The sequence below is a fragment of the Yersinia sp. 2466 StPb PI genome (assembly GCF_041538325.1).
GTDB lineage: Bacteria > Pseudomonadota > Gammaproteobacteria > Enterobacterales > Enterobacteriaceae > Yersinia > Yersinia enterocolitica_E.
On record NZ_JAULSL010000001.1, the window covers coordinates 2,017,138 to 2,038,899 of the forward strand.

The window sequence follows — 21,762 nt, forward strand, 5'->3', positions numbered from 1 at the left end:
GCGAGATGAGTAACCATCAAATGCCCGCAACAGATGCGGCATCGGCCAGTGATATAATAAGCCGCATTGGCCAATTGACGCGGATGTTACGCGACAGCCTGCGCGAATTAGGTCTTGATCAGGCGATTGCACAGGCTGCGGAAGCCATTCCAGATGCGCGTGATCGACTGGATTATGTCGTTCATATGACGGCTCAGGCCGCAGAAAGAGCACTGAACTGTGTTGAGGCAGCACAGCCGCGCCAAAATGAGCTGGAGTCATCGGCGAAGGCGCTTAAAGTTCGTTGGGACGAATGGTTTGCTAATCCTGTCGAGCTGTCAGATGCCCGCTCTCTGGTCACTGATACCCGTGAATATCTGGAAGTCGTACCGCAACATACCTCATTTACCAATGCACAATTGTTGGAAATCATGATGGCGCAAGATTTCCAGGACCTTACCGGTCAGGTTATCAAACGCATGATGGATGTGGTGCAAGAGATTGAGAAGCAGCTATTAATGGTACTGATGGAAAATATCCCAGATATGCCATCTAAACCGCAAAAATCTGCTGACAGTCTACTCAATGGGCCACAACTGGATAAGAATGGTGCTGGTGTTATTGCCAACCAGGATCAAGTTGATGATCTGCTAGACAGTTTAGGCTTCTAAGCCGACTGATCGACCATAATAGGCAGGTGAGGGGATATCTCATCTGCCATTATTTCTCTCTGGATTTATCGTCGTGATAATCTCATTTAAAACCGGCTATTCCTGGCGTTGCGGCTGATCGTGTTCTTCATCCCTTTTCCTTCATCTATCACTGGCTGTAGACGTTCCTGGCTATCAAATTTGACGACAGCCAGTCCCCCAACAGGCTACTGAGCCTGACATGATGTATTCATCCGAGAAATAACCCCCTAATTGCTGCTTTGTTCCATCCATAACCTTGCTGAATATTTGTCATGCTAGACAGCAATTTTTTATTTCCTAATTATCTGATATGGGAACGCTTACGCTGAACAGGAAAACCTGCTGTGGCTGAAGATAGCGACGCGGAAAAGAGCGAGGAACCCACAGCCCACAAGCTGGAGAAGGCTCGCGAAAAAGGCCAAATACCGCGTTCGCGCGAACTGACCTCGATGCTGATGCTCGGGGCCGGTTTGGCGATCCTGTGGGTATCTGGGGAGTCGATGGCTCGCCAACTGGCGGCGATGATTGCCCAAGGACTGCATTTTGACCATGGCATTATCAGCGATGATAAGCAAATGTTGCGCCAAATAGGGACACTGCTGAGTCAAACGATGATGGCATTACTGCCCATCTTTGCCGGATTGGTGATCGTGGCGCTAGCAGTACCGATGCTGTTAGGTGGGGTGCTGTTCAGCGGAGAATCCATCAAGTTCGATTTTCAGCGGATGAGTCTGATTGCGGGCTTAAAGCGTATGTTTTCTTCTCAGGCACTGGCCGAATTGCTGAAAGCCATCCTCAAGGCCACGCTGGTCGGTTGGGTCACGGGAATATTCCTCTGGCATAACTGGCCAGATATGATGCGGTTGATGGCAGCCCCGCCAGTGGCGGCTTTAAGTGATGCTGTCCACTTGATTATTTTCTGCGGACTGGTGGTGGTATTAGGCCTGACCCCGATGGTCGGATTCGACGTGTTTTTCCAAATAACCAGCCACATTAAAAAATTACGTATGACCAAACAAGAGATACGTGATGAATTCAAAGATCAAGAAGGTGATCCACATGTGAAAGGGCGCATTCGTCAGCAGCAACGGGCTATGGCTCGTCGCCGAATGATGGCTGATGTCCCTAAAGCTGATGTAATAGTGACCAACCCAACCCACTATGCTGTTGCCTTGCAATACAACGAAGCAAAAATGAGTGCACCCAAGGTGCTGGCGAAAGGTGCTGGCGCAGTGGCACTGCGTATCCGCGAGTTAGGTGCAGAGCATCGTATTCCGTTATTAGAAGCGCCGCCGCTGGCCAGGGCACTGTTTCGGCACAGCGAGGTAGGCCAACATATTCCAGCCACCCTTTATGCCGCGGTGGCAGAAGTTCTTGCCTGGGTATACCAGTTGAAGCGTTGGAAACGGGAAGGCGGGCTAATCCCGAAAAAACCTGAACATCTGCCAGTGCCGGAAGCACTGGATTTTGCAACAGAGAGTGAGACTGACTAATGGCTAATTTGGCCGCCCTGCTACGTTTACCGGGCAATTTTAAAGATACGCAGTGGCAAATCCTTGCCGGGCCAATTCTTATCCTGATGATCTTGTCGATGATGGTGCTGCCGCTGCCGCCCTTCATCCTTGATTTGCTGTTTACCTTTAATATCGCGCTGTCCATTATGGTGCTGTTGGTTGCCATGTTTACCCAACGCACGCTGGATTTTGCCGCCTTCCCAACCATTCTGTTGTTCTCAACGCTGTTGCGTTTATCGCTAAACGTCGCCTCCACCCGTATCATTCTGATGGATGGGCATACCGGTGCGGCGGCTGCGGGCCGTGTGGTGGAAGCGTTTGGTCACTTTCTGGTTGGTGGCAACTTTGCCATCGGCATCGTGGTCTTTATTATTTTGGTCATAATCAACTTTATGGTTATCACCAAAGGGGCGGGGCGTATTGCCGAAGTGGGGGCGCGCTTTGTTCTGGATGGTATGCCCGGTAAGCAGATGGCGATCGATGCCGACTTAAATGCCGGCTTGATTGGTGAAGACGAAGCCAAAAAACGCCGTTCCGATGTTACGCAAGAAGCTGACTTCTACGGTTCAATGGATGGGGCCAGTAAATTTGTTCGTGGTGATGCGGTTGCCGGGTTACTGATCATGGTGATTAACGTGGTCGGCGGCTTACTGGTCGGGGTGCTTCAGCACGACATGGCGGTGGGCCATGCAGCAGAAACCTATACCTTGCTGACGATTGGTGACGGCTTGGTAGCACAAATCCCGGCATTGGTTATCTCGACGGCGGCGGGCGTTATCGTGACCCGCGTCAGTACCGACCAGGATGTTGGCCAGCAAATGGTCACCCAGCTATTTAATAACCCACGCGTGATGGTGCTGAGTGCCAGTGTCCTCGGGTTACTGGGGATGGTGCCTGGCATGCCTAACTTTGTCTTCCTGCTATTCACCAGCGCACTGTTGGCATTAGCCTGGCGCTTACGTGGTAAGCAAATGAAGCAACCGATGGTGGCAGAATCACCGGTGGTGCAAGACCAGCAACAAGCCACTGAAGCGACCTGGTCAGATGTTCAACTGGAAGATCCGCTGGGTATGGAGGTGGGGTATCGCCTGATTCCGATGGTGGATTTCCAGCAAAATGGTGAGCTGTTGGGGCGGATTCGCAGTATTCGTAAAAAGTTTGCTCAAGAGATGGGATACCTGCCACCGGTGGTGCATATCAGAGATAATCTGGAACTGCCGCCAGCAAACTATCGGATATTAATGAAAGGGGTCGAGATTGGCAGTGGCGAAGCTCATCCCGGCCGTTGGTTAGCCATTAACCCCGGCAATGCGGTTGGCTCGTTACCCGGTGAGGCCACCCATGATCCCGCCTTCGGATTGGCGGCGGTTTGGATTGAAAGTGCATTACGTGAGCAGGCGCAGATTCAAGGTTTTACCGTGGTTGAGGCCAGCACCGTCGTGGCGACCCATCTAAACCATCTGATTAGCCAATTTGCTAGCGAACTGTTTGGCCGCCAGGAAACCCAGCAATTGCTGGACAGAGTTGCGCAAGAGATGCCGAAGCTGACGGAAGACTTCATTCCCGGCGTCGTCACCTTAACCACGCTGCATAAAGTACTGCAAAATCTACTAATGGAGCGGGTATCCATTCGCGATATGCGCACCATTATTGAGACACTGGCTGAACATGCGCCAAACCAGACCGACCCTTACGAATTAACAGCGGTAGTTCGAGTGGCGTTAGGGCGCTCCATTGCGCAACAATGGTTCCCAGGAACCGGCGAGATTCAGGTCATCGGGCTGGATGCGGCATTAGAGCGTTTGTTACTACAGGCGCTGCAAGGTGGGGGTGGTCTGGAGCCAGGTCTGGCTGACCGTTTGTTGGATCAATCTAAACAAGCGCTGCAACGTCAGGAGATGCTGGGTGCACCGCCGGTGTTGCTGGTTAACCATGCACTGCGGGCACTTTTAGCCCGTTTCTTGCGCCGCAGTTTGCCGCAGATGGTGGTGCTGTCTAATCTGGAAATTGGCGATAATCGCCAGATCCGTATGACATCAACGATAGGAGCTGCTTGATGCTAACTCGTCTCTCCCTAATGTTGGCTACACTACTTCCGGTATGTGTATTGCCGTTGAATGCTGTCGCTTCAGGCACTTGGGTGGCGGACGATATTGGGGTTACGCAGGGTTTGCGCGGGGTAGCTACCTCGTCGGCGGTACTGCAACCACCGGTAGCGCTGGCGCAGGAAAATGCGCGCATCGTGTCGGTTGGCTGGCGCTACCAATTAATGTCGACAGCGCCAGAGGGGTTACAGGTTAAATTATGCACCCCGACCCGTTGTATGCCACTTGAGGGTGGCAGCGGACAGAGCCGGGGACTGGCGGGAGAGGCGGCAGCAACTCAACTGAGGTTTGTTTACTTTATTGCCGGTAAAGGCCGAGTCAACCCGCCGTTGCAAGTGATCAGCAATCAGGTGCTGGTCAATTATCGCTAAAACCAGACGAAGGGGTAATAGCAAGTCATACAGAAATAGACCGGATGTTCGAGCTGATTGTTGGTCTCAACGGCCTGCACTGCCTGACTCATTGACAGTGCTGCCGCCCCGCAAAAAAAACACCCCAGTAGCAGACTTACATACCTTTTTTTCATATCTCCTCCTTGAAACTAAGCACATTTGCTCAGTTTCAGCAGACTAAAACATCGGAGAAAAACAGGAAAACTCATTTTTTAAGTAGGTAGAAAGCATTGAGGGCACGAGTCAATTAACGCGGAGGAACGGTACGGATATAAGCCTCGACTGAGCGGCGGTTTATATCCGTAGGGATGAGGTTTTAAATACCGATCTTGCGGCCCAGTAGACTGGCACCTTTAGAATGACCATCTGGCCCGTATAGTGACTGGCCGTGGCGGGTATTCAATACTGCCAGCGCCTGAGTATTATGCTCAATATGCTGTTGTAGCAATAATCCATTGTGCAAATTACTGTACTGAAGGTTCTCAGCCAACTGCAAGATACGTTGCCAACGTATTGCCAACTCTTGAATCTCGCTATAAGGCGCCTGTATATTGGCCGCAATTTCGGTGGTGAGCCGGGTTTGATCCAGATAAGCCAAGGTGGCCAGTATTGAACTTTTTTGTTCCGTCACACCTTGCAGCACGACACCTTGAATCCGACCGGAGCAGAGTAATTGCTGCTCTTGTGCTACCACAGTCGTCAGTGACTCGAGAAGTTCCAGTTGCTGGTCCAAATTGGTCTGTAGTCTTTCCACCACCACGTATCCTTTTACGGTTAACGACTGTTTTGCGGTTAACGATTGTTCTAGGGTTAATGACTTTTGTTATGTTTAGCTATTTCTCAGATCATCCGCGACATTCTTTAACAGAGCATCGGCAATTTTACCGGTGTCCATCGTTAGTTGACCTGAACGGATAGCCTGTTTTAAGGTTTCTACACGTTCTACGTTGATGTCCTGGCTGCCCGGTTGCATCAGTTTTGCCTGCGCATCACTTAATTTAACCTCAGTACCACTCACCTGTGCTTTTGTTTGGGCAGAAGGCTTACGCATCTGCTGCGCAATGTCACTGGTTTCCCGTGGCTGCACTTGCGATACCGGTAATAACGGTTGAGTGCGATCAATACTCATGTTGTGTTGCTCCCTCTATAGCGGGATTGACGTTTATCGACCCGCGAGACTTTTATCTTTTAACAAAAAGAAAGGCGGGATTGTCACTGTGCTACCCGCAAATAACTGCATACCAGAGTTATCGGCAAAGGTTAAAAAAACTTTAATCACTATAACATAATCCGAATTGTGCCATCTTCGGCCACGGTGCCACTGACGATTTGGCCAGATGCCATGCGCACCCGAACGTTATCCTGTATGGCGGCGTTGTTCATCGCTTTACCATTGCTGTTAACATTAAATCCTTCTCCCTGTGCCAAAACTTGCACCTCTTGCCCTGCTTTAATGACCCATAATCGACGCAGCATATTGCGCGTCAGCGGCTGGCCGGCACTGATTTGCCGCAAGCTGACGGCACCTTGAGCAAAATGTGAATCCAGCAAGGCGCCGGGGGGGAGGGTATCCAACCGGCCTTGTTTCATCTGAATATCAGACACGGCAATTTTCTCACCAGCTGCCAGTTGGCGGCCAGCCACAGCATATTGTCCACTAACCTGCACTTGTGTCTGAATAAAACGGCGAACCCCCTCACAGCGTACGGACAAACTGATATTGCCCCACGGGCGCGCATTGGCAGGCAGCGTAATTTCTGGCACTTCGCATTGTGGCCATTGGTTCTGTGGCGTTTTGATAACCACCTTAACCTGACTCTCTTTATCCGGGTATTGCTGTTGGAAGAATTGATTTACCTGCGTTGATAAATCTGCCGCTATCGCTGAATGAGTGACGGTCTGACTCAGCAATAGCACCCCCCAAGCCAACTTTATGACGCCATTTTTATTCATTGTCATCAATCTCCTTTCTGCCGGTGTAACCAGGTAATACCAGGGCACACCTCTTTTGCACACTAGTGTACCTGTAGCGCGATGAGGTTAAGGGGACAAATAGCGACGCATTTTGCTCTTATTCTGGCGATAGGCTTTCCTATACGGCGTTTATGCTGTCGACTCCAAATTCTAACCTTGCGGGGGGACTATGCTCGACAAACTGGACGGTGCTCTGCGTTTTCAACAAGAGGCGCTTAACTTGCGTGCGCAACGACAGGAGATCCTGTCGTCCAATATTGCAAATGCGGATACACCCGGCTTTCAGGCACGTGATATTGATTTCTCCAGCCAACTGAAAAAAGTGATGGAGCAAGGCCGTGCCACAGGTACAGGGGTGTCGCTCAGTTTAACGTCAGCCCGTCATATCCCGGCAAGCACCGTTGCGCCACCTGACCTTGACCTTTTATTCCGGGTTCCAGACCAGCCGGCGATGGACGGTAACACGGTTGATATGGATCGTGAACGTACTAATTTTGCCGATAACAGCCTGAAATATCAGACCGATTTGACCGTTCTTGGCGGCCAGATCAAAGGGATGATGTCAGTGTTACAACAAGGATAAGACGTATGTCTTTACTGAATATTTTTGATATTGCCGGTTCGGCATTATCAGCCCAATCGCAACGGTTGAACGTCAGCGCCAGTAACATGGCCAACGCCGATAGCGTTACCGGCCCGGATGGTCAGCCTTATCGTGCCAAGCAAGTGGTGTTTCAGGTAGCGGCTCAACCAGGGCAGGAAACCGGCGGGGTACGTGTATCACAAATCGTTGACGATCCCGCACCGGATCGTTTGGTGTATCAGCCGGGTAATCCGCTGGCTGATGCCAAGGGTTATGTCCGCATGCCCAACGTTGATGTAACAGGGGAAATGATTAACACCATTTCGGCCTCGCGTAGCTATCAAGCCAACGTTGAAGTGCTTAATACCACTAAATCTCTGATGCTCAAGACGCTAACACTGGGTCAATAACAGGAGCTTGTATACATGGCCATTACCAATTCCCTGACCGATAGCGATTACGGTATTACCAGCACTAGCGGGACCAATTCCACCACCGGTAGCGGTAGCACCAGTCAGGATTTGCAGAACAGTTTCCTGACGTTGCTGGTTGCCCAGTTAAAGAATCAGGACCCGACTAACCCAATGCAAAACAACGAGTTGACAACGCAATTGGCGCAAATCAACACCGTAAGCGGCATTGAAAAGTTGAATACTACGCTGGGTTCCATCTCCGGGCAGATTGATAGCAGCCAGTCGCTGCAAGCCAGTAGCCTGATTGGCCACGGCGTGATGATCCCTGGCACCACGGTGTTGGCAGGCAGTAAAGATGGCACCGTCACTACTACGCCATTTGGTGTTGAGTTAGAACGTTCAGCAGACAAAGTGACGGCAACCATCAGCGACAGCAATGGTCTGGCAGTACGCACCATTGAAATCGGTGGCCTGTCAGCAGGTGTCCACTCCTTTACCTGGGATGGTTCACTGGAAGCGGGCGGTAATGCGCCAGATGGTGCTTACACCGTGACGATCGCCGCCAGCAGTGGTAGCGAATCACTGGTTGCTACTCCGCTGAGCTATGCGGTTGTTAATGGTGTGACCCGTGGCAGTGACGGTTCCAAGCTGGATCTGGGCCTGGCGGGGACTATCACCATGGATAAAGTCCGTCAGATTTTGTAGGTCAGAGATCAGTCTTAAGCAGTAACCAAACAAACACCACGGTGAGTTAACTAATTGAAAAAACTTACCTTAATTTTTAAATAGCGTTTGATATGTCATCAATGCTCAAGGTCTTTAACGGACCCCGAATCTAACGGAGAAGAAAATGGGCTTTTCTCAAGCAGTCAGCGGTTTGAACGCAGCATCCAGCAATCTGGATGTGATCGGTAACAATATCGCCAACTCGGCGACATCAGGTTTTAAAGCCGGCTCAGTTTCTTTTGCCGATATGTTCGCAGGTTCACAGACCGGTATGGGGGTTAAAGTCGCCGGGATTACTCAAGACTTTAACGACGGTACGCCAACCACCACCAACCGCCGTTTGGATTTAGCCATCAGCCAGAGTGGTTTCTTCCGCATGCAAGATAGCAGCGGCGGTGTGTACTTTGCCCGTAACGGCCAGTTCAAACTTGATGAAAACCGTAACATCGTTAACATGCAAGGGCTGAGTCTGACCGGTTATCCGGCAACAGGAACTCCTCCTACCATACAGCAAGGGGCAAACCCGGTACCCCTGTCGATTCCTCAGGATATGATTGCCGCGAAAGCCACCACCTCGGGCAATATGGTCGCTAACCTGACCTCAACCCATGATGTTATTAGCGCAACCTTTGATCCGCAAAAGCCAGATACTTACAGCTTTGTGAATAACATGACCACCTACGATAGCCTGGGTAACCGCCACGTTATCAATGTGTATTATGTGAAAACCGCTGAAGATGCCGTCAATGGTAATAGCTGGAATGTCTATACCAAGGACAGCAGCGGGACATTGGCCGATGCGACTAAACCTTTTGACCCTGCTGACCCTGCCGCTGCCTCTCTGCGCGGAACGATGGTATTTGATACCAATGGCGCACTGAAAAGCGTGAAAAATGGCGCGGGTGCTGCCAGTACCACTGACTTCAATCTGACTGTCCCTATGGCGGTGGTGAATGGTGCCCCGGCGCAAACCTTCGCGCTGAATGTGGCGGGCAGCAAGCAGCAAAATACCGGTACTGACGGTATTGTGACTCAAAACCAAACCGGCTATGCCGCAGGTGAGTTCACCGGCTTCCAGATCAACAACGATGGCTCAGTTGTCGGCACTTATTCAAACCAGCAGACCCAACTGCTTGGCCAAATTGTGCTGGTTAACTTCTCTAACCCTGAAGGTTTGTCTCCTGAAGGCGATAACGTTTGGAAAGAAACCAAATCTTCCGGTAACCCGATCCTCGGTACCGCCGGTGGTGGTGGTTTCGGCACCTTGACCAGTGGCGCGTTGGAGTCTTCTAACGTGGATTTGAGTAAAGAACTGGTGAATATGATTGTGGCGCAACGTAACTATCAGTCCAATGCGCAGACCATCAAAACTCAGGATCAGATCTTACAAACTCTGGTTAACCTGCGTTAATCGAACTGACGGGATAAGCTCATGGATCACGCAATATATACCGCGATGGGGGCTGCCAGGCAGTCGCTGGAGCAGCAAGCGGTTACGGCTAACAATCTGGCTAACGCCTCGACGCCGGGTTTCCGCGCGCAGTTGTCAGCGATGCGTGCCGTACCTATCGACGGGCCGAGCATGGCAACCCGTACCATGGTGACGGCATCGACCCCCGGTGTGGATATCAGTCAGGGGACGATGAATTATAGCGGCCGCCCATTGGATGTTGCCTTACAGCAAGATGGTTATCTGGCGGTACAACTGCCTGATGGTACCGAGGCTTATACTCGCAATGGGAATATTCAGGTTGCGGCTAACGGTCAAATGACCGTGCAGGGCTACCCGCTGATGGGCGATAACGGCCAGATTGAAGTGCCACCGCAGGCCGCAGTGACTATTGCGGCTGATGGCACCATTTCGGCGCTGAACGCCGGTGACTCACCGAATACGATTGCTCAGCTCGGCCAAATCAAACGGGTTAGGGCCAATGCGGGTGAAGTGATGCACGGTGATGACGGTTTGTTCCATTTGACTCCCGCGACGCAACAGGCGCGTGGTGCTCAGTTGGCCAATGACCCGCTGATTAAAATTATGCCGGGTGTACTGGAGGGCAGCAACGTGAAAGCGGTTGAAGCCATGACAGACATGATTGCCAATGCCCGCAGTTTCGAAATGCAGATGAAAGTCATTCACAGTGTGGATGAAAATGAACAGCGCGCTAATCAGCTGTTAGCAATGGGCTAAGCGCGCAGGCGCAGAGGAATAAACTGATGATCCGATCATTATGGATTGCCAAAACTGGTTTGGATGCACAGCAGACCAATATGGATGTCATCGCCAACAACCTGGCGAACGTCAGCACCAATGGCTTTAAGCGCCAGCGGGCGGTATTTGAAGATTTGCTCTACCAGACGATGCGCCAGCCGGGTGCGCAATCCTCCGAGCAGACAACCTTGCCATCGGGTTTACAGATTGGTACTGGTGTTCGCCCGGTAGCGACAGAGCGTTTACACAGTCAAGGCAACCTGTCCAAGACCGACAATACCAAAGATATCGCCATTAAAGGTGAAGGGTTCTTTCAGGTGCAAATGCCTGATGGTACCAACGCTTATACTCGCGATGGGTCTTTTCAGGTGGACCAAAACGGCCAGTTAGTAACATCCGGCGGTTTTCAGGTACAACCGGCAATTACCATTCCGGCCAATGCCCTGAGCATGACGGTGGGGCGCGACGGGATAGTCAGTGTCACCTTGCAGGGGCAAACTGCCACGCAGCAAGTCGGGCAACTGACATTGACCACATTTATCAATAACAGTGGCTTGGAAAGTATTGGCGAAAACCTGTATCAGGAGACCGCCAGTTCCGGTGCACCAAACGAAACCACGCCAGGTCTGAACGGCGGGGGCTTGCTGTATCAGGGCTATGTTGAAACCTCTAACGTCAATGTGGCGGAAGAGTTGGTCAATATGATCCAGACGCAACGAGCCTATGAAATCAACAGTAAAGCGGTTTCAACTTCAGACCAGATGTTGCAAAAACTGACCCAATTGTAAATCCGCTTTCAGGGGGTAATTTAGCCCCCTGACTGCAACAGAATAATGAGTAGATGAGGCCGACCGCGTGGCCTCTTACCGGTTACAGGACTGATAATCAGAGATGGACAGAAAGCCGCTGCGCAAATCAGGTGGATTGAAATGGGTCTGTATGCCGTTGACGGCGATGCTGCTCAATGGCTGCGCGTATATTCCGCATAAACCACTGGTGGATGGTACCACCTCGGCACAACCGGCACCGGCCAGTGCGCCGTTGCCGAATGGCTCTATTTTCCAGGCTGCTCAGCCAATGAACTATGGTTATCAACCTTTGTTCGAAGACCGTCGCCCACGTAATGTCGGTGACACGCTGACCATTACCTTGCAGGAAAATGTCAGTGCCAGCAAAAGCTCCTCTGCCAACGCTAGCCGTAATGGTTCAAGCAAATTTGGTGTCGCCACCGCGCCGCGTTATCTGGAAGGATTATTGGGCAATGCGCGGGCTGATATGGATATCTCAGGTGACAATACCTTTGGCGGTAAGGGCGGGGCGAATGCCAACAACACCTTCAGCGGCACGATCACCGTTACCGTCGATCGCGTGCTCGCTAACGGCAACTTGCATGTGGTCGGTGAGAAACAGATTGCAATCAACCAGGGGACTGAATTTATCCGCTTCTCTGGGGTAGTAAACCCACGCACCATCAGCGGCAGCAACACCGTGACCTCAACGCAGGTTGCAGATGCGCGCATCGAGTATGTGGGTAATGGTTATATCAATGAAGCGCAGACCATGGGCTGGTTGCAGCGGTTCTTCCTTAATATCTCACCGTACTAAGAGGCCGTCGATGCGTAAACAGTCACTTGTCACTCTATTTGTTATACAGCTTATTGCGCTGCTCACACTGGTGTCATTACCTGCCACCGCAGAGCGTATCCGTGATTTGGTGACCGTTCAGGGAGTACGTGATAACGCGTTAATCGGTTATGGCCTGGTGGTCGGCCTGGATGGTTCCGGTGACCAGACCATGCAAACGCCGTTTACCACGCAAAGCCTGAGTAACATGCTGTCGCAGTTGGGGATTACCGTACCGCCAGGTACCAATATGCAGCTCAAAAACGTAGCAGCAGTGATGGTCACGGCCAAGTTACCGGCATTCTCCCGTGCCGGGCAAACCATTGATATTGTGGTTTCTTCAATGGGTAATGCCAAAAGTATTCGCGGCGGCACCCTGCTGATGACCCCATTGAAAGGGGTGGATAATCAGGTTTATGCCCTGGCACAAGGTAACGTGCTGGTCGGCGGTGCGGGTGCGGCATCGGGTGGCAGTAGTGTACAGGTCAACCAACTGACCGGTGGGCGAATCAGCAATGGTGCCACTATCGAACGTGAGCTGCCGACGACCTTTGGTACCGATGGTGTGATTAATCTTCAATTGAATACCGAGGATTTCACCATGGCACAACAGGTGAGTGATGCCATTAACCGCCAGCGCGGTTTTGGTTCTGCCACAGCGATTGATGCTCGCACCATTCAGGTTTTGGTCCCGCGCGGCAGCAGCTCGCAAGTGCGTTTCCTGGCAGATATTCAAAATATCCCAGTGAATGTCGATGCGGGTGATGCCAAGGTGATTATCAACTCTCGTACCGGCTCGGTGGTGATGAACCGCAATGTAATGCTGGATTCTTGTGCTGTGGCGCAAGGGAATCTATCGGTGGTGATTGATAAGCAAAATACCGTCAGCCAGCCTGATACCCCATTTGGTGGTGGGCAGACCGTAGTTACCCCGAATACTCAGATTTCCGTTCAGCAACAAGGTGGGGTATTGCAACGCGTCAATGCCAGCCCGAATCTGAATAATGTGGTCCGCGCCCTGAACTCGCTGGGGGCAACCCCGATCGATTTGATGTCTATCTTGCAGGCAATGCAAAGTGCTGGCTGCTTGCGGGCTAAATTGGAAATTATCTGATGAGTGATTTGATGGCGATGTCTGGGGCGGCGTATGACGCCCAATCACTGAATACCTTAAAACGTGATGCGGCAAGAGATCCACAGGGTAACTTGAGGCAGGTTGCCCAGCAGGTAGAGGGGATGTTTGTGCAGATGATGCTGAAAAGTATGCGTTCTGCCTTGCCGCAAGATGGCGTGATGAACAGTGATCAGACCCGGCTTTATACCTCGATGTATGACCAACAAGTCGCGCAGCAAATGTCGGTCAAGGGGTTGGGTCTGGCCGATATGATGGTGGAGCAGCTTTCAGGCTCTACCTCGCCAAGTGAAACGGCAGGAACGGTGCCGATGCTGCTGGATAATGAAGTGCTGCAAACATTGCCAGCACAGGCATTGGCACAAATGGTACGTCGCGCCATGCCAACACCGCCAGCCAACAACTCAGCGTCATTGCCACAGGGCACCGGTAATTTCGTGGCGCGGATGTCTATTCCGGCGCAAATTGCCAGTCAGCAAAGTGGCATTCCTCATCAGCTGATTGTGGCTCAGGCGGCACTGGAGTCGGGCTGGGGTCAGCGCGAAATTCCGACGGCCGACGGCAAAACCAGTTACAACGTATTTGGCATCAAAGCGGGTAGCAACTGGGATGGTCCAGTCAGTGAAATTACGACTACCGAATATGAGCAAGGTGTGGCGAAGAAAACCAAAGCTCGCTTCCGGGTATATGGCTCATATGTCGAGGCCGTCAGTGATTATGTCAAATTACTGACACAAAACCCGCGCTACGCCAATGTTGCCGCAGCACAAAGCCCTGAGCAGGGGGCACATGCGCTGCAACAAGCCGGTTATGCCACCGACCCGCAATATGCGCAAAAATTAGTCAGCGTGATCCAGCAAATGAAAAATAGCGGCGAACAAGCAGTAAAGGCATACAGCAGCGACCTAAGTCAGTTGTTCTAAATAGGCTATTTTATTTTCCATTTTGGGATTGGACAGTGCTCGGTACCGTTACGTAGCCATAATTTACAAAGTCATGGTGTGCGCTGGCTGCACCCAAACTGTCTGCGACAATAACGCCTATTGGATTGGTGAGGATCGAGATTTACACCCATATTTTGACTCAAGTTTTCCAAAGTCGAGCCGATAATAATCACAGGCTGTGCGGAGGCTTAGGTCTCCTCAGGCAGTATCCCAATATTAATTAATGCAGGCGCTGCGATGCTCGTCGTCTGTGGTAAAAGGATTTCTTCATGTCCAATAGTTTAATGAATACTGCGATGAGTGGTCTGAGCGCAGCGCAATATGCCCTGAGCACCGTCAGTAATAACATCACTAATTTTCAGGTGGCGGGCTATAACCGTCAGAATACTATTTTTGCCCAAAATGGTGGAACCTTAAGTCCCGCCGGCTTTATTGGTAATGGCGTTGCAGTAACCGGTGTTAACCGCGAATATAACTCGTTTATTACCAACCAATTACGTTCTTCACAAACGCAAAGCAGTGGCTTAACTACCTACTATCAGCAAATTTCGCAAATTGATAATTTGCTCTCTAATTCGTCCAATAACCTCTCCAGCACCATGCAGGACTTTTTCAGTAACCTGCAAAATTTGGTGAGTAATGCCGGTGATGATGCGGCCCGTAAAACGGTATTGGGCAAGGCTGAAGGGTTGGTTAACCAGTTCCAGAATGCGGATAAATATCTGCGTGATATGGATACCGGCGTAAACCAGAAGATCACCGAAAGCGTTACGCAAATCAATAACTATGCTGACCAAATTGCCAAGTTAAACGATCAAATTACCCGTTTGCGCGGCAGCAGTGGCAGCGAGCCAAATGCGTTACTCGATCAGCGCGACCAATTGGTCACCGAATTGAACCAGATTGTTGGCGTGACCGTGACCCAGCAAGACGGCGATGCTTACAACGTTTCTTTTGCCAGCGGTCTGCCATTGGTGCAAGGACCGGATTCTTATAAAGTCGAAGCCATACCTTCCAGCAGTGATGCTACCCGATTAACCATTGGCTACAAATATGGTAGTGGCGATGTGCTTGAAGTGGACGAAAGCCGCCTGACCACCGGTAGCCTGGGGGGTACGCTGAAATTCCGCAGTGAGGCACTCGACAGTGCACGTAACCAACTGGGGCAATTGGCCCTGGTCATGGCAGACAGCTTCAATACTCAGCATAAAGCCGGATTTGATACCAGCGGTGATCCGGGCGTTGATTTCTTCAGCTTTGCACAACCAAATGTGTTGAAAAATGCAAGAAATCAGGGTGATGCCAGCTTGACGGTGTCCTACACCGATACTTCAAAAGTCAAAGCCAGTGATTATAGTGTGGAGTTTGATGGAACTGACTGGCAGGTGACACGGCTGTCTGATAACACCAAAGTGCCGGCTAACCCGGTAAAAGACGGCAGTGGTAACACCACTGGGCTGAGCTTTGATGGTGTCGCCGTCAGTGTTGATAACGGCACTGCCGGCGCGCAAGCCAGAGATAAATTCATCGTCAAAACCGTCTCTAACGTGGCTGCTAATTTACAGGTCGATATCACCGACTCAAGTAAGATTGCTGCTGCCGGTACCGCTGATGGTGGCGCGAGTGACAACGTTAACGCCCAGGCATTGTTAGACCTGCAAACCAAAAAACTGGTTGATGGCAAAGCCACGCTGTCTGGTGCTTATGCCGGTTTGGTCAGTAACGTCGGTAACCAAACCAGCACCGCGAAAACCAACAGCACGGCGCAAGCCAATATCGTCAAACAGTTGACCGCCGAGCAGCAGTCTATTTCCGGCGTGAACCTGGATGAAGAGTACGGCGATTTACAGCGTTTCCAGCAATATTATCTGGCGAATGCCCAGGTCATTCAGACGGCTTCGACGCTGTTTAATGCGTTGCTGAGTCTGCGCGGTTAATTTTTTGTCAGCGGCAGAGAGTCCCTGTCGCTACTTATCTTATTTAGCGGTTAGTCAGTATCCCTGTTAAGACAGATTGATTGTTGAAACGGGGTTGGCGGGCTGAACGATTACTAAAAGGAACTGGCATCATGCGCTTAAGTACCAGCATGCTGTATCAGCAAAATATGCAGGGCGTGACTAACGCCCAATCACTGTGGATGCAGTCGGGCCAACAACTCTCCACCGGCAAGCGGGTGGTTAACCCTTCCGATGACCCGATGGCCGCATCTCAAGCGGTGATGGTGTCGCAAGCCCAATCGGAAAATAGCCAATATACTTTAGCGCGCAGTTTCGCTCGCCAAAGTTCTTCGCTGGAAACCACGGTTTTGGCGCAGGCGACCAGTACCATTCAATCAATTCAGACCTTAGTCATTAGCGCGAAGAGCGATATGTTGAGTGATGATGACCGTGCCTCTTACGCCACTCAGTTACAGGGTTTGAAAGACCAACTGGTCAATCAGGCTAACACCACTGATGGTAACGGTCGTTACATCTTTGCTGGCTTCAAAAGTGACAAAGCGCCGTTTGCGGTTAGTGCTACCGGTGATGTGACTTATCAGGGCGGCGATGTCGCTATTGAGCAGAAAGTCGATGCTAACCGTTCGATTACAGTTGGACATACCGGTTCCAGTGTCTTTATGGCATTGACCAGTAATGCGAAACCTGAACCTGATGATGCCGGTGGTAATCCGGTTGCATCAGAAAGCAATATTTTCAATACCATCGATACCGTGCTGAACTCACTGAAAGTCCCGTTACAAGGGGCGACTGATGCGGTTAAAGATCAAGCTAATGCCGATATGGATAAAGGTATCCGTGGGATGTCCAACTCATTGAATAATGTGTTGTCGGTTCAAGCCGAAATCGGTACCCAACTGCAAGAGCTAGACAACCTGGATAGTTTGGGCAGTGACCGTAATTTGATTAATAAACAGCGTTTGAGTGATTTGCAGGATGTGGATTGGACCGCGGCTATCTCGTCATATGTGATGCAGCAGGCTGCGCTACAGGCTTCATATACCACATTTACCAATATGCAGGGTTTGTCCCTGTTCCAGCTTAATAAGTAATCCGTCTTCTGCCTGTGGGTCTACCCCACAGGTTCCCTCTTAAGTGTACTTAAACCGGGTGCACTTTTTGGTGTGTCATCTTTTCCCACTAAGGTTTGGGGTGACATACCATTTTTTTGCAGCGACTCAGTTTGCCAATCCGCTCAATACACCTGCTAATCGGTCAAAAACTTCCCCGAACAGATGCTCAGCAAAGGGGGGCAATAATGGCATTATCAATCCGATTGAGATGATCCCAACGGTCAAGGTCAGTGGAAAACCGATAACGAACACCGAAAGCTGTGGGGTCATTCGGTTTAGCATGCCTAATGCCATATTCAGAGTTAACAACAGCGTGATCAGCGGCAATGCCAACATCAGCCCATTCATAAAGATTAATGAGCCGGCCTGCGTCAAGGCCAGAAAGCCATTACCATTGAGCGGTTCGAACTGAATGGGTAAGGTATGAAAACTGTCGGCCAACAATGAAATCAGCCATAAATGACCATCAAAAGTGAGGAATAACAGCAGGGCCAGCAAGTTAAGTAACCGGGCTAAAACCGGCATATTCGGCCCCCCCGAGGGGTCAAAGAAGGTCGCGAACGATAATCCCATCTGTAAACCAATCACTTCACCGGCCAGCCGGATGGCAGCAAAAGCAAATTGCATGGTCAAGCCGATGGCTACCCCAATCAACACTTGTTGGGCGGCGACCCAGACTGCACCGGTTGAGACTAAGGGAATATTGACCGGGGGCAGCGAAGGGGCAATCAGAAAAGTAATTAACAGCGCCAAACCGACTTTAACTTTGCGGTTTATCTGTTTCTCACTTAACACCGGCGCGGTGGTAATCAGCGCCAGCACCCGAATTAACGGCCAGAAATACTGGCTGACCCAGAGGCTAAGTTGAGTGGTATCGAGGGAAAGCACCGTTAGCCAATCAACGTGGGCAGGCTGGTGAACAGATTACGCATATAGTCCAGTATCAGGTTCAGCATCCATGGGCCTGCGATCACCATCGTGGCGAACACGGCCAGTATTTTTGGGATGAATGACAATGTCATTTCGTTAATTTGCGTTGCTGCCTGCAACAGGCTCACGATCAGGCCGCTTATCAGGGCGGCTAATAACAAGGGAGCAGCCAGAGCAAGTGCAATCTTCATTGCCTCAACGCCGAGGGCCATTACCGATTCAGGTGTCATGATGAGTCTACCTTAGCTATAAAAACTCTGTGCCAGGGAACCCAGTAGTAGCTGCCAACCATCAACCAAGACAAATAGCATCAGCTTGAAGGGCAGTGAGATACTGGCTGGGGGAACCATCATCATCCCCAATGCCATCAGCACACTGGCTACCACCAGATCGATAATCAGGAAGGGAATAAACACGGTAAAACCGATTTGGAAGGCGGTTTTCAGCTCGCTGGTGACATAGGCAGGTAGCAGAATGCGCATCGGTACCACTTCGGGACCTTCCAATGGCGGCAGATTGGCCAGCCGGGCATACAGTGCCAGATCTGATTCTCGGGTTTGGCGCAGCATAAATTCACGTAAAGGTTGTGAGCCTTTATCCATTGCCACTTCCATGCTTATCTTGTCCTGACTGAAAGGCAGATAAGCGTCCTGATACACCTTGTCAAATACCGGCGACATAATAAAAAATGTCAGAAACAGCGCCAGACCCAACATCACCTGATTGGGTGGTGCAGAGGGGGTACCCAATGCGTTGCGCAGCAACCCGAGCACAATAATAATACGGGTAAAACTGGTCATCATCAGTAAGGCGGCTGGCAGGAAACTTAGGGTGGTGATGAAAACCAAGGTCTGAACCGGTAAAGACCAGCTCTGCCCACCATTAGCCAATGGCTGGCTGATGATACCGGGTAGTTGAGCCAGTACCGCCGGAGAGCAGAGTAAGCCTAATAGCAGTAGGGTGGTTTTATTGATGAGTGCAGCCAGAAGACGGCGCAGCAGCAACCGATAAGTGAAATCAGTGTTGGCCGCTGCGGTTGTTACGCTATTTGCTGCGGTAAGCACGGGGCGAAGAGACATCATGCCGATTTTTCCGGGTGTTTCGATTTCTTGTTAAATAGATGGTTGTTCAGTAGCTGGCGAAAATCGGCCGGTTTCGCACGGTCGGGCGACGAAGCCGCTGTGGCTTCATCAATCGCAGGACGTGTCAGAGTGTGGAGTTGTGTCACCTGCTGTGCAGTTACGCCTAACACCAGCCAGGTATTGTCTACTTCAACAATGACCACCCGTTCGCGCTGACCAACCTGACAACTGGCCTTCACATTCAATAATTTGTTGTTACGTGCCTGCGGGGCAAAACCTAAACGGCGTACCAGCCAGGCACCACATAAAATCAGCAGTAAAATACCGCCTAACACGCTGCCAACCTGCGTTAACACCGAGCCGGCAGGTATCGCTGGTGCCGTCTGTTGCACAGCAGTACCTGGGTGGCTGGCCGCAAAGCCAGTAACCGGTGCCGTAACCGTGGATGCGGCAGTATCAACCTGTGCTGCGGTCATTAGCGGCTCAGACGGCGCATACGTTCTGACGGAGTAATGATGTCAGTGATACGTACGCCATATTTATCAGCGACTACCACCACTTCACCCTGCGCAATCAGATAACCGTTAATCAAAATATCCAATGGCTCACCGGCCAGTCCATCAAGGGAGACGACCGAGCCTTGAGACAAGCGCAGTAACTCTTTGATGGTCATTTTGGTGCGACCCAGTTCAACGGTCAGCTTTACCGGGATATCCAGAATTAAATCGATATCCTGTAGGTTACCCAAGGCATCCGGCGCTTCCAGTGATTTAAATACCCCCTCGGTGGTGGCCGCTGGTTTATCCGCTGCCTGCTGCTCATTAAACGCATCAGCCCACAGATCGTCCACGGATTCCTTTCCATCATCAGACGGAAGCTTAGGGTCACTCATTGGGCTGTTCCTCATTCAGAGCATTCAAAATAGGGTTAATCAAATGTTCAACACGTAGGGCATATTGCCCGTTTAATGTCCCGTACTGACTGGTCAGTACCGGTACGCCGTCGACATGCGCAATCAGTCGATCCGGTTTATCTATGGGTAATACATCCCCTGGTTGCAGCTTGAGTATCTGCGATAGTCTCAGCGGGATATCGACAAAATTAGCCACCAGCTCCAGCTCGGAGTGCTGCACTTGCTTCACCAGTGTTTCGCGCCAGTGGCTATCTTCCTGTCGGGAATTTTCCAACGGTGGGTTGGTTAGCAGCTCACGCAATGGCTCGATCATGGCGAAGGGAATACAGATGTTGAACTCACCGCTCAACGCACCGATCTCCACATGGAAAGGGGTGGTGACCACGATATCGTTGGGGGAGGTGGTGATATTGGTGAATTTTACCTGTATTTCAGAACGGACATATTCCACATCAATTTTATAGATAGGTGCCCAGGCATCACGGTAGGCATCCAGTGCCAGCCGTAACATGCGGTTAATCACACGTTGTTCGGTGTGGGTAAACTCGCGACCTTCTACTTTGGTGGGGAAGCGACCATCACCACCGAACAGATTATCAACCGCAATAAAGACCAGGCTCGGGGCGAAAACGAATAGCGCGGTGCCGCGTAGCGGTTTGAGATGAATCAGGTTGAGATTGGTCGGTACCGGCAGATTACGGGCAAAGTCGTGGTATGGCTGAATTTTTATCGGGCCGACGGTGATATCCGGGCTGCGACGTAACAGGTTAAACAGCCCCATACGGAACTGACGAGCAAAACGTTCATTGATGATCTCCAACGCTTGCAGGCGTTCACGCACCACACGTCGCTGGGTCGTCGGATCGTAAGGTTTAACGTCTGTTTCATTACCGACGACAGCAACTGGCTCATCGCCACCGCTGTCACCGTTTAACAGTGCGTCAATCTCTGCTTGTGAAAGAATGCTATCGCCCATAATGATTATCGCAATATAAATGCGGTAAACAGCACATCGCTGACTACCTGATTAGGTTGGCCTTTAACCATTGGCGGGCTAAGTACGTTTTTAATTTCACCGACTAAACGCTGTTTGCCTTCTTCATTTGACAGGCTATCGGCGGACTGCCGAGAAAGTAGCAACAGCAAGCGGCTGCGAACTTCCGGCAGATAGTCATTGAGTTTAGCGCGAGTCGTATCGTCGGGCAGCCTTAACGTTAATCCGATATAAAGCACGCGATCCAGATTGTTATCTGGCGTGATCAGATTGACCGTAAAGGTCTCCAGCGGCATAAACACCGGAATAACAGGAACGGCTTTCGCAGCGGTAGGTTTACTCTTATGGAGTATCCACCAGCTATAACCGCCACCTGCAGATGCTGCCACAGCAATCAGCACTAGCAGGATCACCCAGATCGAACTCTTACGCTTGGCCGGGAAGGTATTATCAGACATGGAGAAGACAAATTCCTGTTTCGGTATCA

At 50.9% G+C, this 21,762-nt stretch carries 26 protein-coding genes; 15 read left to right on the forward strand and 11 right to left on the reverse strand.

Features of this window, described 5'->3' with window-relative positions; genetic code table 11:
• The first annotated feature begins 5 nt into the window (after nucleotides 1-5).
• The 4 genes from cheZ (at nucleotide 6) to Q2T72_RS09105 (ending at nucleotide 4,661) form a co-directional block, all read left to right on the forward strand.
• Nucleotides 6-650: a protein phosphatase CheZ gene (gene cheZ, locus Q2T72_RS09090; RefSeq protein ID WP_083159167.1), complete on the forward strand. Its 645-nt coding sequence runs from the start codon at nucleotides 6-8 to the stop codon at nucleotides 648-650.
• Nucleotides 651-1,015: 365 nt separating this feature from the next.
• A complete protein-coding gene (gene flhB, locus Q2T72_RS09095; protein WP_083159166.1) occupies nucleotides 1,016-2,164 on the forward strand; it encodes a flagellar biosynthesis protein FlhB in 1,149 nt (382 codons plus the stop codon).
• Complete coding sequence (flhA, locus tag Q2T72_RS09100) at nucleotides 2,164-4,242, forward strand: flagellar biosynthesis protein FlhA (protein WP_083159165.1); 2,079 nt, start codon at nucleotides 2,164-2,166, stop codon at nucleotides 4,240-4,242. The genes flhB and flhA overlap by 1 nt, the downstream gene beginning before the upstream one ends.
• Nucleotides 4,242-4,661, forward strand: coding sequence for a flagellar protein FlhE (locus Q2T72_RS09105; RefSeq protein ID WP_083159164.1), 420 nt, complete (start codon nucleotides 4,242-4,244; stop codon nucleotides 4,659-4,661). Before flhA ends, Q2T72_RS09105 begins: the two co-directional genes overlap by 1 nt.
• Here Q2T72_RS09105 and Q2T72_RS09110 read toward each other — a convergent pair.
• The 4 genes from Q2T72_RS09110 to flgA form a co-directional block, all read right to left on the reverse strand.
• Nucleotides 4,658-4,816 (reverse strand): hypothetical protein, encoded by a 159-nt coding sequence (locus Q2T72_RS09110; RefSeq protein WP_193784676.1) that lies wholly within the window; start codon nucleotides 4,814-4,816, stop codon nucleotides 4,658-4,660. The genes Q2T72_RS09105 and Q2T72_RS09110 overlap by 4 nt on opposite strands.
• A 182-nt stretch (nucleotides 4,817-4,998) precedes the next feature.
• Nucleotides 4,999-5,439, reverse strand: a complete 441-nt coding sequence (locus Q2T72_RS09115) for a flagella synthesis protein FlgN (protein WP_083159163.1) — start codon at nucleotides 5,437-5,439, stop codon at nucleotides 4,999-5,001.
• A gap of 72 nt (nucleotides 5,440-5,511) precedes the next feature.
• The gene (gene flgM / locus Q2T72_RS09120) at nucleotides 5,512-5,811 is read right to left on the reverse strand and encodes a flagellar biosynthesis anti-sigma factor FlgM (RefSeq protein WP_083159162.1); all 300 of its coding nucleotides are present in this window, start codon (nucleotides 5,809-5,811) and stop codon (nucleotides 5,512-5,514) included.
• 149 nt (nucleotides 5,812-5,960) lie between these two features.
• On the reverse strand, nucleotides 5,961-6,641 hold the full coding sequence (flgA, locus tag Q2T72_RS09125) for a flagellar basal body P-ring formation chaperone FlgA (RefSeq protein WP_372569017.1): 681 nt from the start codon (nucleotides 6,639-6,641) through the stop codon (nucleotides 5,961-5,963).
• A gap of 184 nt (nucleotides 6,642-6,825) precedes the next feature.
• On the opposite strand from flgA, the gene flgB reads away from it, so the two are divergent.
• The 11 genes from flgB to flgL all read left to right on the forward strand — a co-directional run bounded on the left by flgB (nucleotide 6,826) and on the right by flgL (nucleotide 17,335).
• Nucleotides 6,826-7,239: a flagellar basal body rod protein FlgB gene (flgB, locus tag Q2T72_RS09130; protein ID WP_083159160.1), complete on the forward strand. Its 414-nt coding sequence runs from the start codon at nucleotides 6,826-6,828 to the stop codon at nucleotides 7,237-7,239.
• 5 nt (nucleotides 7,240-7,244) lie between these two features.
• The gene (gene flgC, locus Q2T72_RS09135; protein ID WP_005189321.1) at nucleotides 7,245-7,649 is read left to right on the forward strand and encodes a flagellar basal body rod protein FlgC; all 405 of its coding nucleotides are present in this window, start codon (nucleotides 7,245-7,247) and stop codon (nucleotides 7,647-7,649) included.
• A gap of 15 nt (nucleotides 7,650-7,664) precedes the next feature.
• The gene (gene flgD, locus Q2T72_RS09140; protein WP_083159159.1) at nucleotides 7,665-8,357 is read left to right on the forward strand and encodes a flagellar hook assembly protein FlgD; all 693 of its coding nucleotides are present in this window, start codon (nucleotides 7,665-7,667) and stop codon (nucleotides 8,355-8,357) included.
• Between the two features lie 145 nt (nucleotides 8,358-8,502).
• Nucleotides 8,503-9,789, forward strand: coding sequence for a flagellar hook protein FlgE (gene flgE, locus Q2T72_RS09145; RefSeq protein WP_372569018.1), 1,287 nt, complete (start codon nucleotides 8,503-8,505; stop codon nucleotides 9,787-9,789).
• 21 nt (nucleotides 9,790-9,810) lie between these two features.
• On the forward strand, nucleotides 9,811-10,566 hold the full coding sequence (locus Q2T72_RS09150) for a flagellar basal body rod protein FlgF (protein ID WP_372569019.1): 756 nt from the start codon (nucleotides 9,811-9,813) through the stop codon (nucleotides 10,564-10,566).
• Between the two features lie 26 nt (nucleotides 10,567-10,592).
• Complete coding sequence (flgG, locus tag Q2T72_RS09155) at nucleotides 10,593-11,375, forward strand: flagellar basal-body rod protein FlgG (RefSeq protein WP_005189344.1); 783 nt, start codon at nucleotides 10,593-10,595, stop codon at nucleotides 11,373-11,375.
• 103 nt (nucleotides 11,376-11,478) lie between these two features.
• Nucleotides 11,479-12,192, forward strand: a complete 714-nt coding sequence (gene flgH / locus Q2T72_RS09160) for a flagellar basal body L-ring protein FlgH (protein ID WP_102970433.1) — start codon at nucleotides 11,479-11,481, stop codon at nucleotides 12,190-12,192.
• Nucleotides 12,193-12,202: 10 nt separating this feature from the next.
• Nucleotides 12,203-13,324 (forward strand): flagellar basal body P-ring protein FlgI, encoded by a 1,122-nt coding sequence (locus Q2T72_RS09165; RefSeq protein WP_372558672.1) that lies wholly within the window; start codon nucleotides 12,203-12,205, stop codon nucleotides 13,322-13,324.
• Nucleotides 13,324-14,265, forward strand: a complete 942-nt coding sequence (gene flgJ / locus Q2T72_RS09170) for a flagellar assembly peptidoglycan hydrolase FlgJ (RefSeq protein ID WP_102970432.1) — start codon at nucleotides 13,324-13,326, stop codon at nucleotides 14,263-14,265. The genes Q2T72_RS09165 and flgJ overlap by 1 nt, the downstream gene beginning before the upstream one ends.
• 290 nt (nucleotides 14,266-14,555) lie before the next feature.
• Entirely contained in the window at nucleotides 14,556-16,223 is a 1,668-nt protein-coding gene (gene flgK / locus Q2T72_RS09175; protein WP_083159156.1) for a flagellar hook-associated protein FlgK, read from the forward strand.
• A gap of 131 nt (nucleotides 16,224-16,354) precedes the next feature.
• Nucleotides 16,355-17,335 carry a flagellar hook-associated protein FlgL gene (gene flgL, locus Q2T72_RS09180; RefSeq protein ID WP_083159155.1) on the forward strand — a complete coding sequence of 327 codons (981 nt, stop codon included), beginning with the start codon at nucleotides 16,355-16,357 and terminating at the stop codon, nucleotides 17,333-17,335.
• A 126-nt stretch (nucleotides 17,336-17,461) separates the two neighbouring features.
• Here the strand turns inward: flgL and fliR are convergent, their stop codons facing one another.
• From fliR to fliL, 7 genes are all read right to left on the reverse strand, one after another.
• A complete protein-coding gene (gene fliR / locus Q2T72_RS09185) occupies nucleotides 17,462-18,244 on the reverse strand; it encodes a flagellar biosynthetic protein FliR (protein WP_102970431.1) in 783 nt (260 codons plus the stop codon).
• 2 nt (nucleotides 18,245-18,246) lie between these two features.
• Nucleotides 18,247-18,516: a flagellar biosynthesis protein FliQ gene (gene fliQ, locus Q2T72_RS09190; RefSeq protein ID WP_083159154.1), complete on the reverse strand. Its 270-nt coding sequence runs from the start codon at nucleotides 18,514-18,516 to the stop codon at nucleotides 18,247-18,249.
• Between the two features lie 12 nt (nucleotides 18,517-18,528).
• Nucleotides 18,529-19,284 (reverse strand): flagellar type III secretion system pore protein FliP, encoded by a 756-nt coding sequence (gene fliP / locus Q2T72_RS09195; protein WP_372559879.1) that lies wholly within the window; start codon nucleotides 19,282-19,284, stop codon nucleotides 18,529-18,531.
• A gap of 80 nt (nucleotides 19,285-19,364) precedes the next feature.
• Nucleotides 19,365-19,844 carry a flagellar biosynthetic protein FliO gene (gene fliO / locus Q2T72_RS09200; protein WP_372569020.1) on the reverse strand — a complete coding sequence of 160 codons (480 nt, stop codon included), beginning with the start codon at nucleotides 19,842-19,844 and terminating at the stop codon, nucleotides 19,365-19,367.
• Entirely contained in the window at nucleotides 19,844-20,260 is a 417-nt protein-coding gene (gene fliN / locus Q2T72_RS09205) for a flagellar motor switch protein FliN (RefSeq protein ID WP_025377918.1), read from the reverse strand. The genes fliO and fliN overlap by 1 nt, the downstream gene beginning before the upstream one ends.
• On the reverse strand, nucleotides 20,253-21,257 hold the full coding sequence (fliM, locus tag Q2T72_RS09210) for a flagellar motor switch protein FliM (protein WP_083159152.1): 1,005 nt from the start codon (nucleotides 21,255-21,257) through the stop codon (nucleotides 20,253-20,255). Before fliM ends, fliN begins: the two co-directional genes overlap by 8 nt.
• Nucleotides 21,258-21,262: 5 nt before the next feature.
• On the reverse strand, nucleotides 21,263-21,733 hold the full coding sequence (gene fliL / locus Q2T72_RS09215; protein ID WP_083159151.1) for a flagellar basal body-associated protein FliL: 471 nt from the start codon (nucleotides 21,731-21,733) through the stop codon (nucleotides 21,263-21,265).
• Nucleotides 21,734-21,762 lie beyond the last annotated feature (29 nt).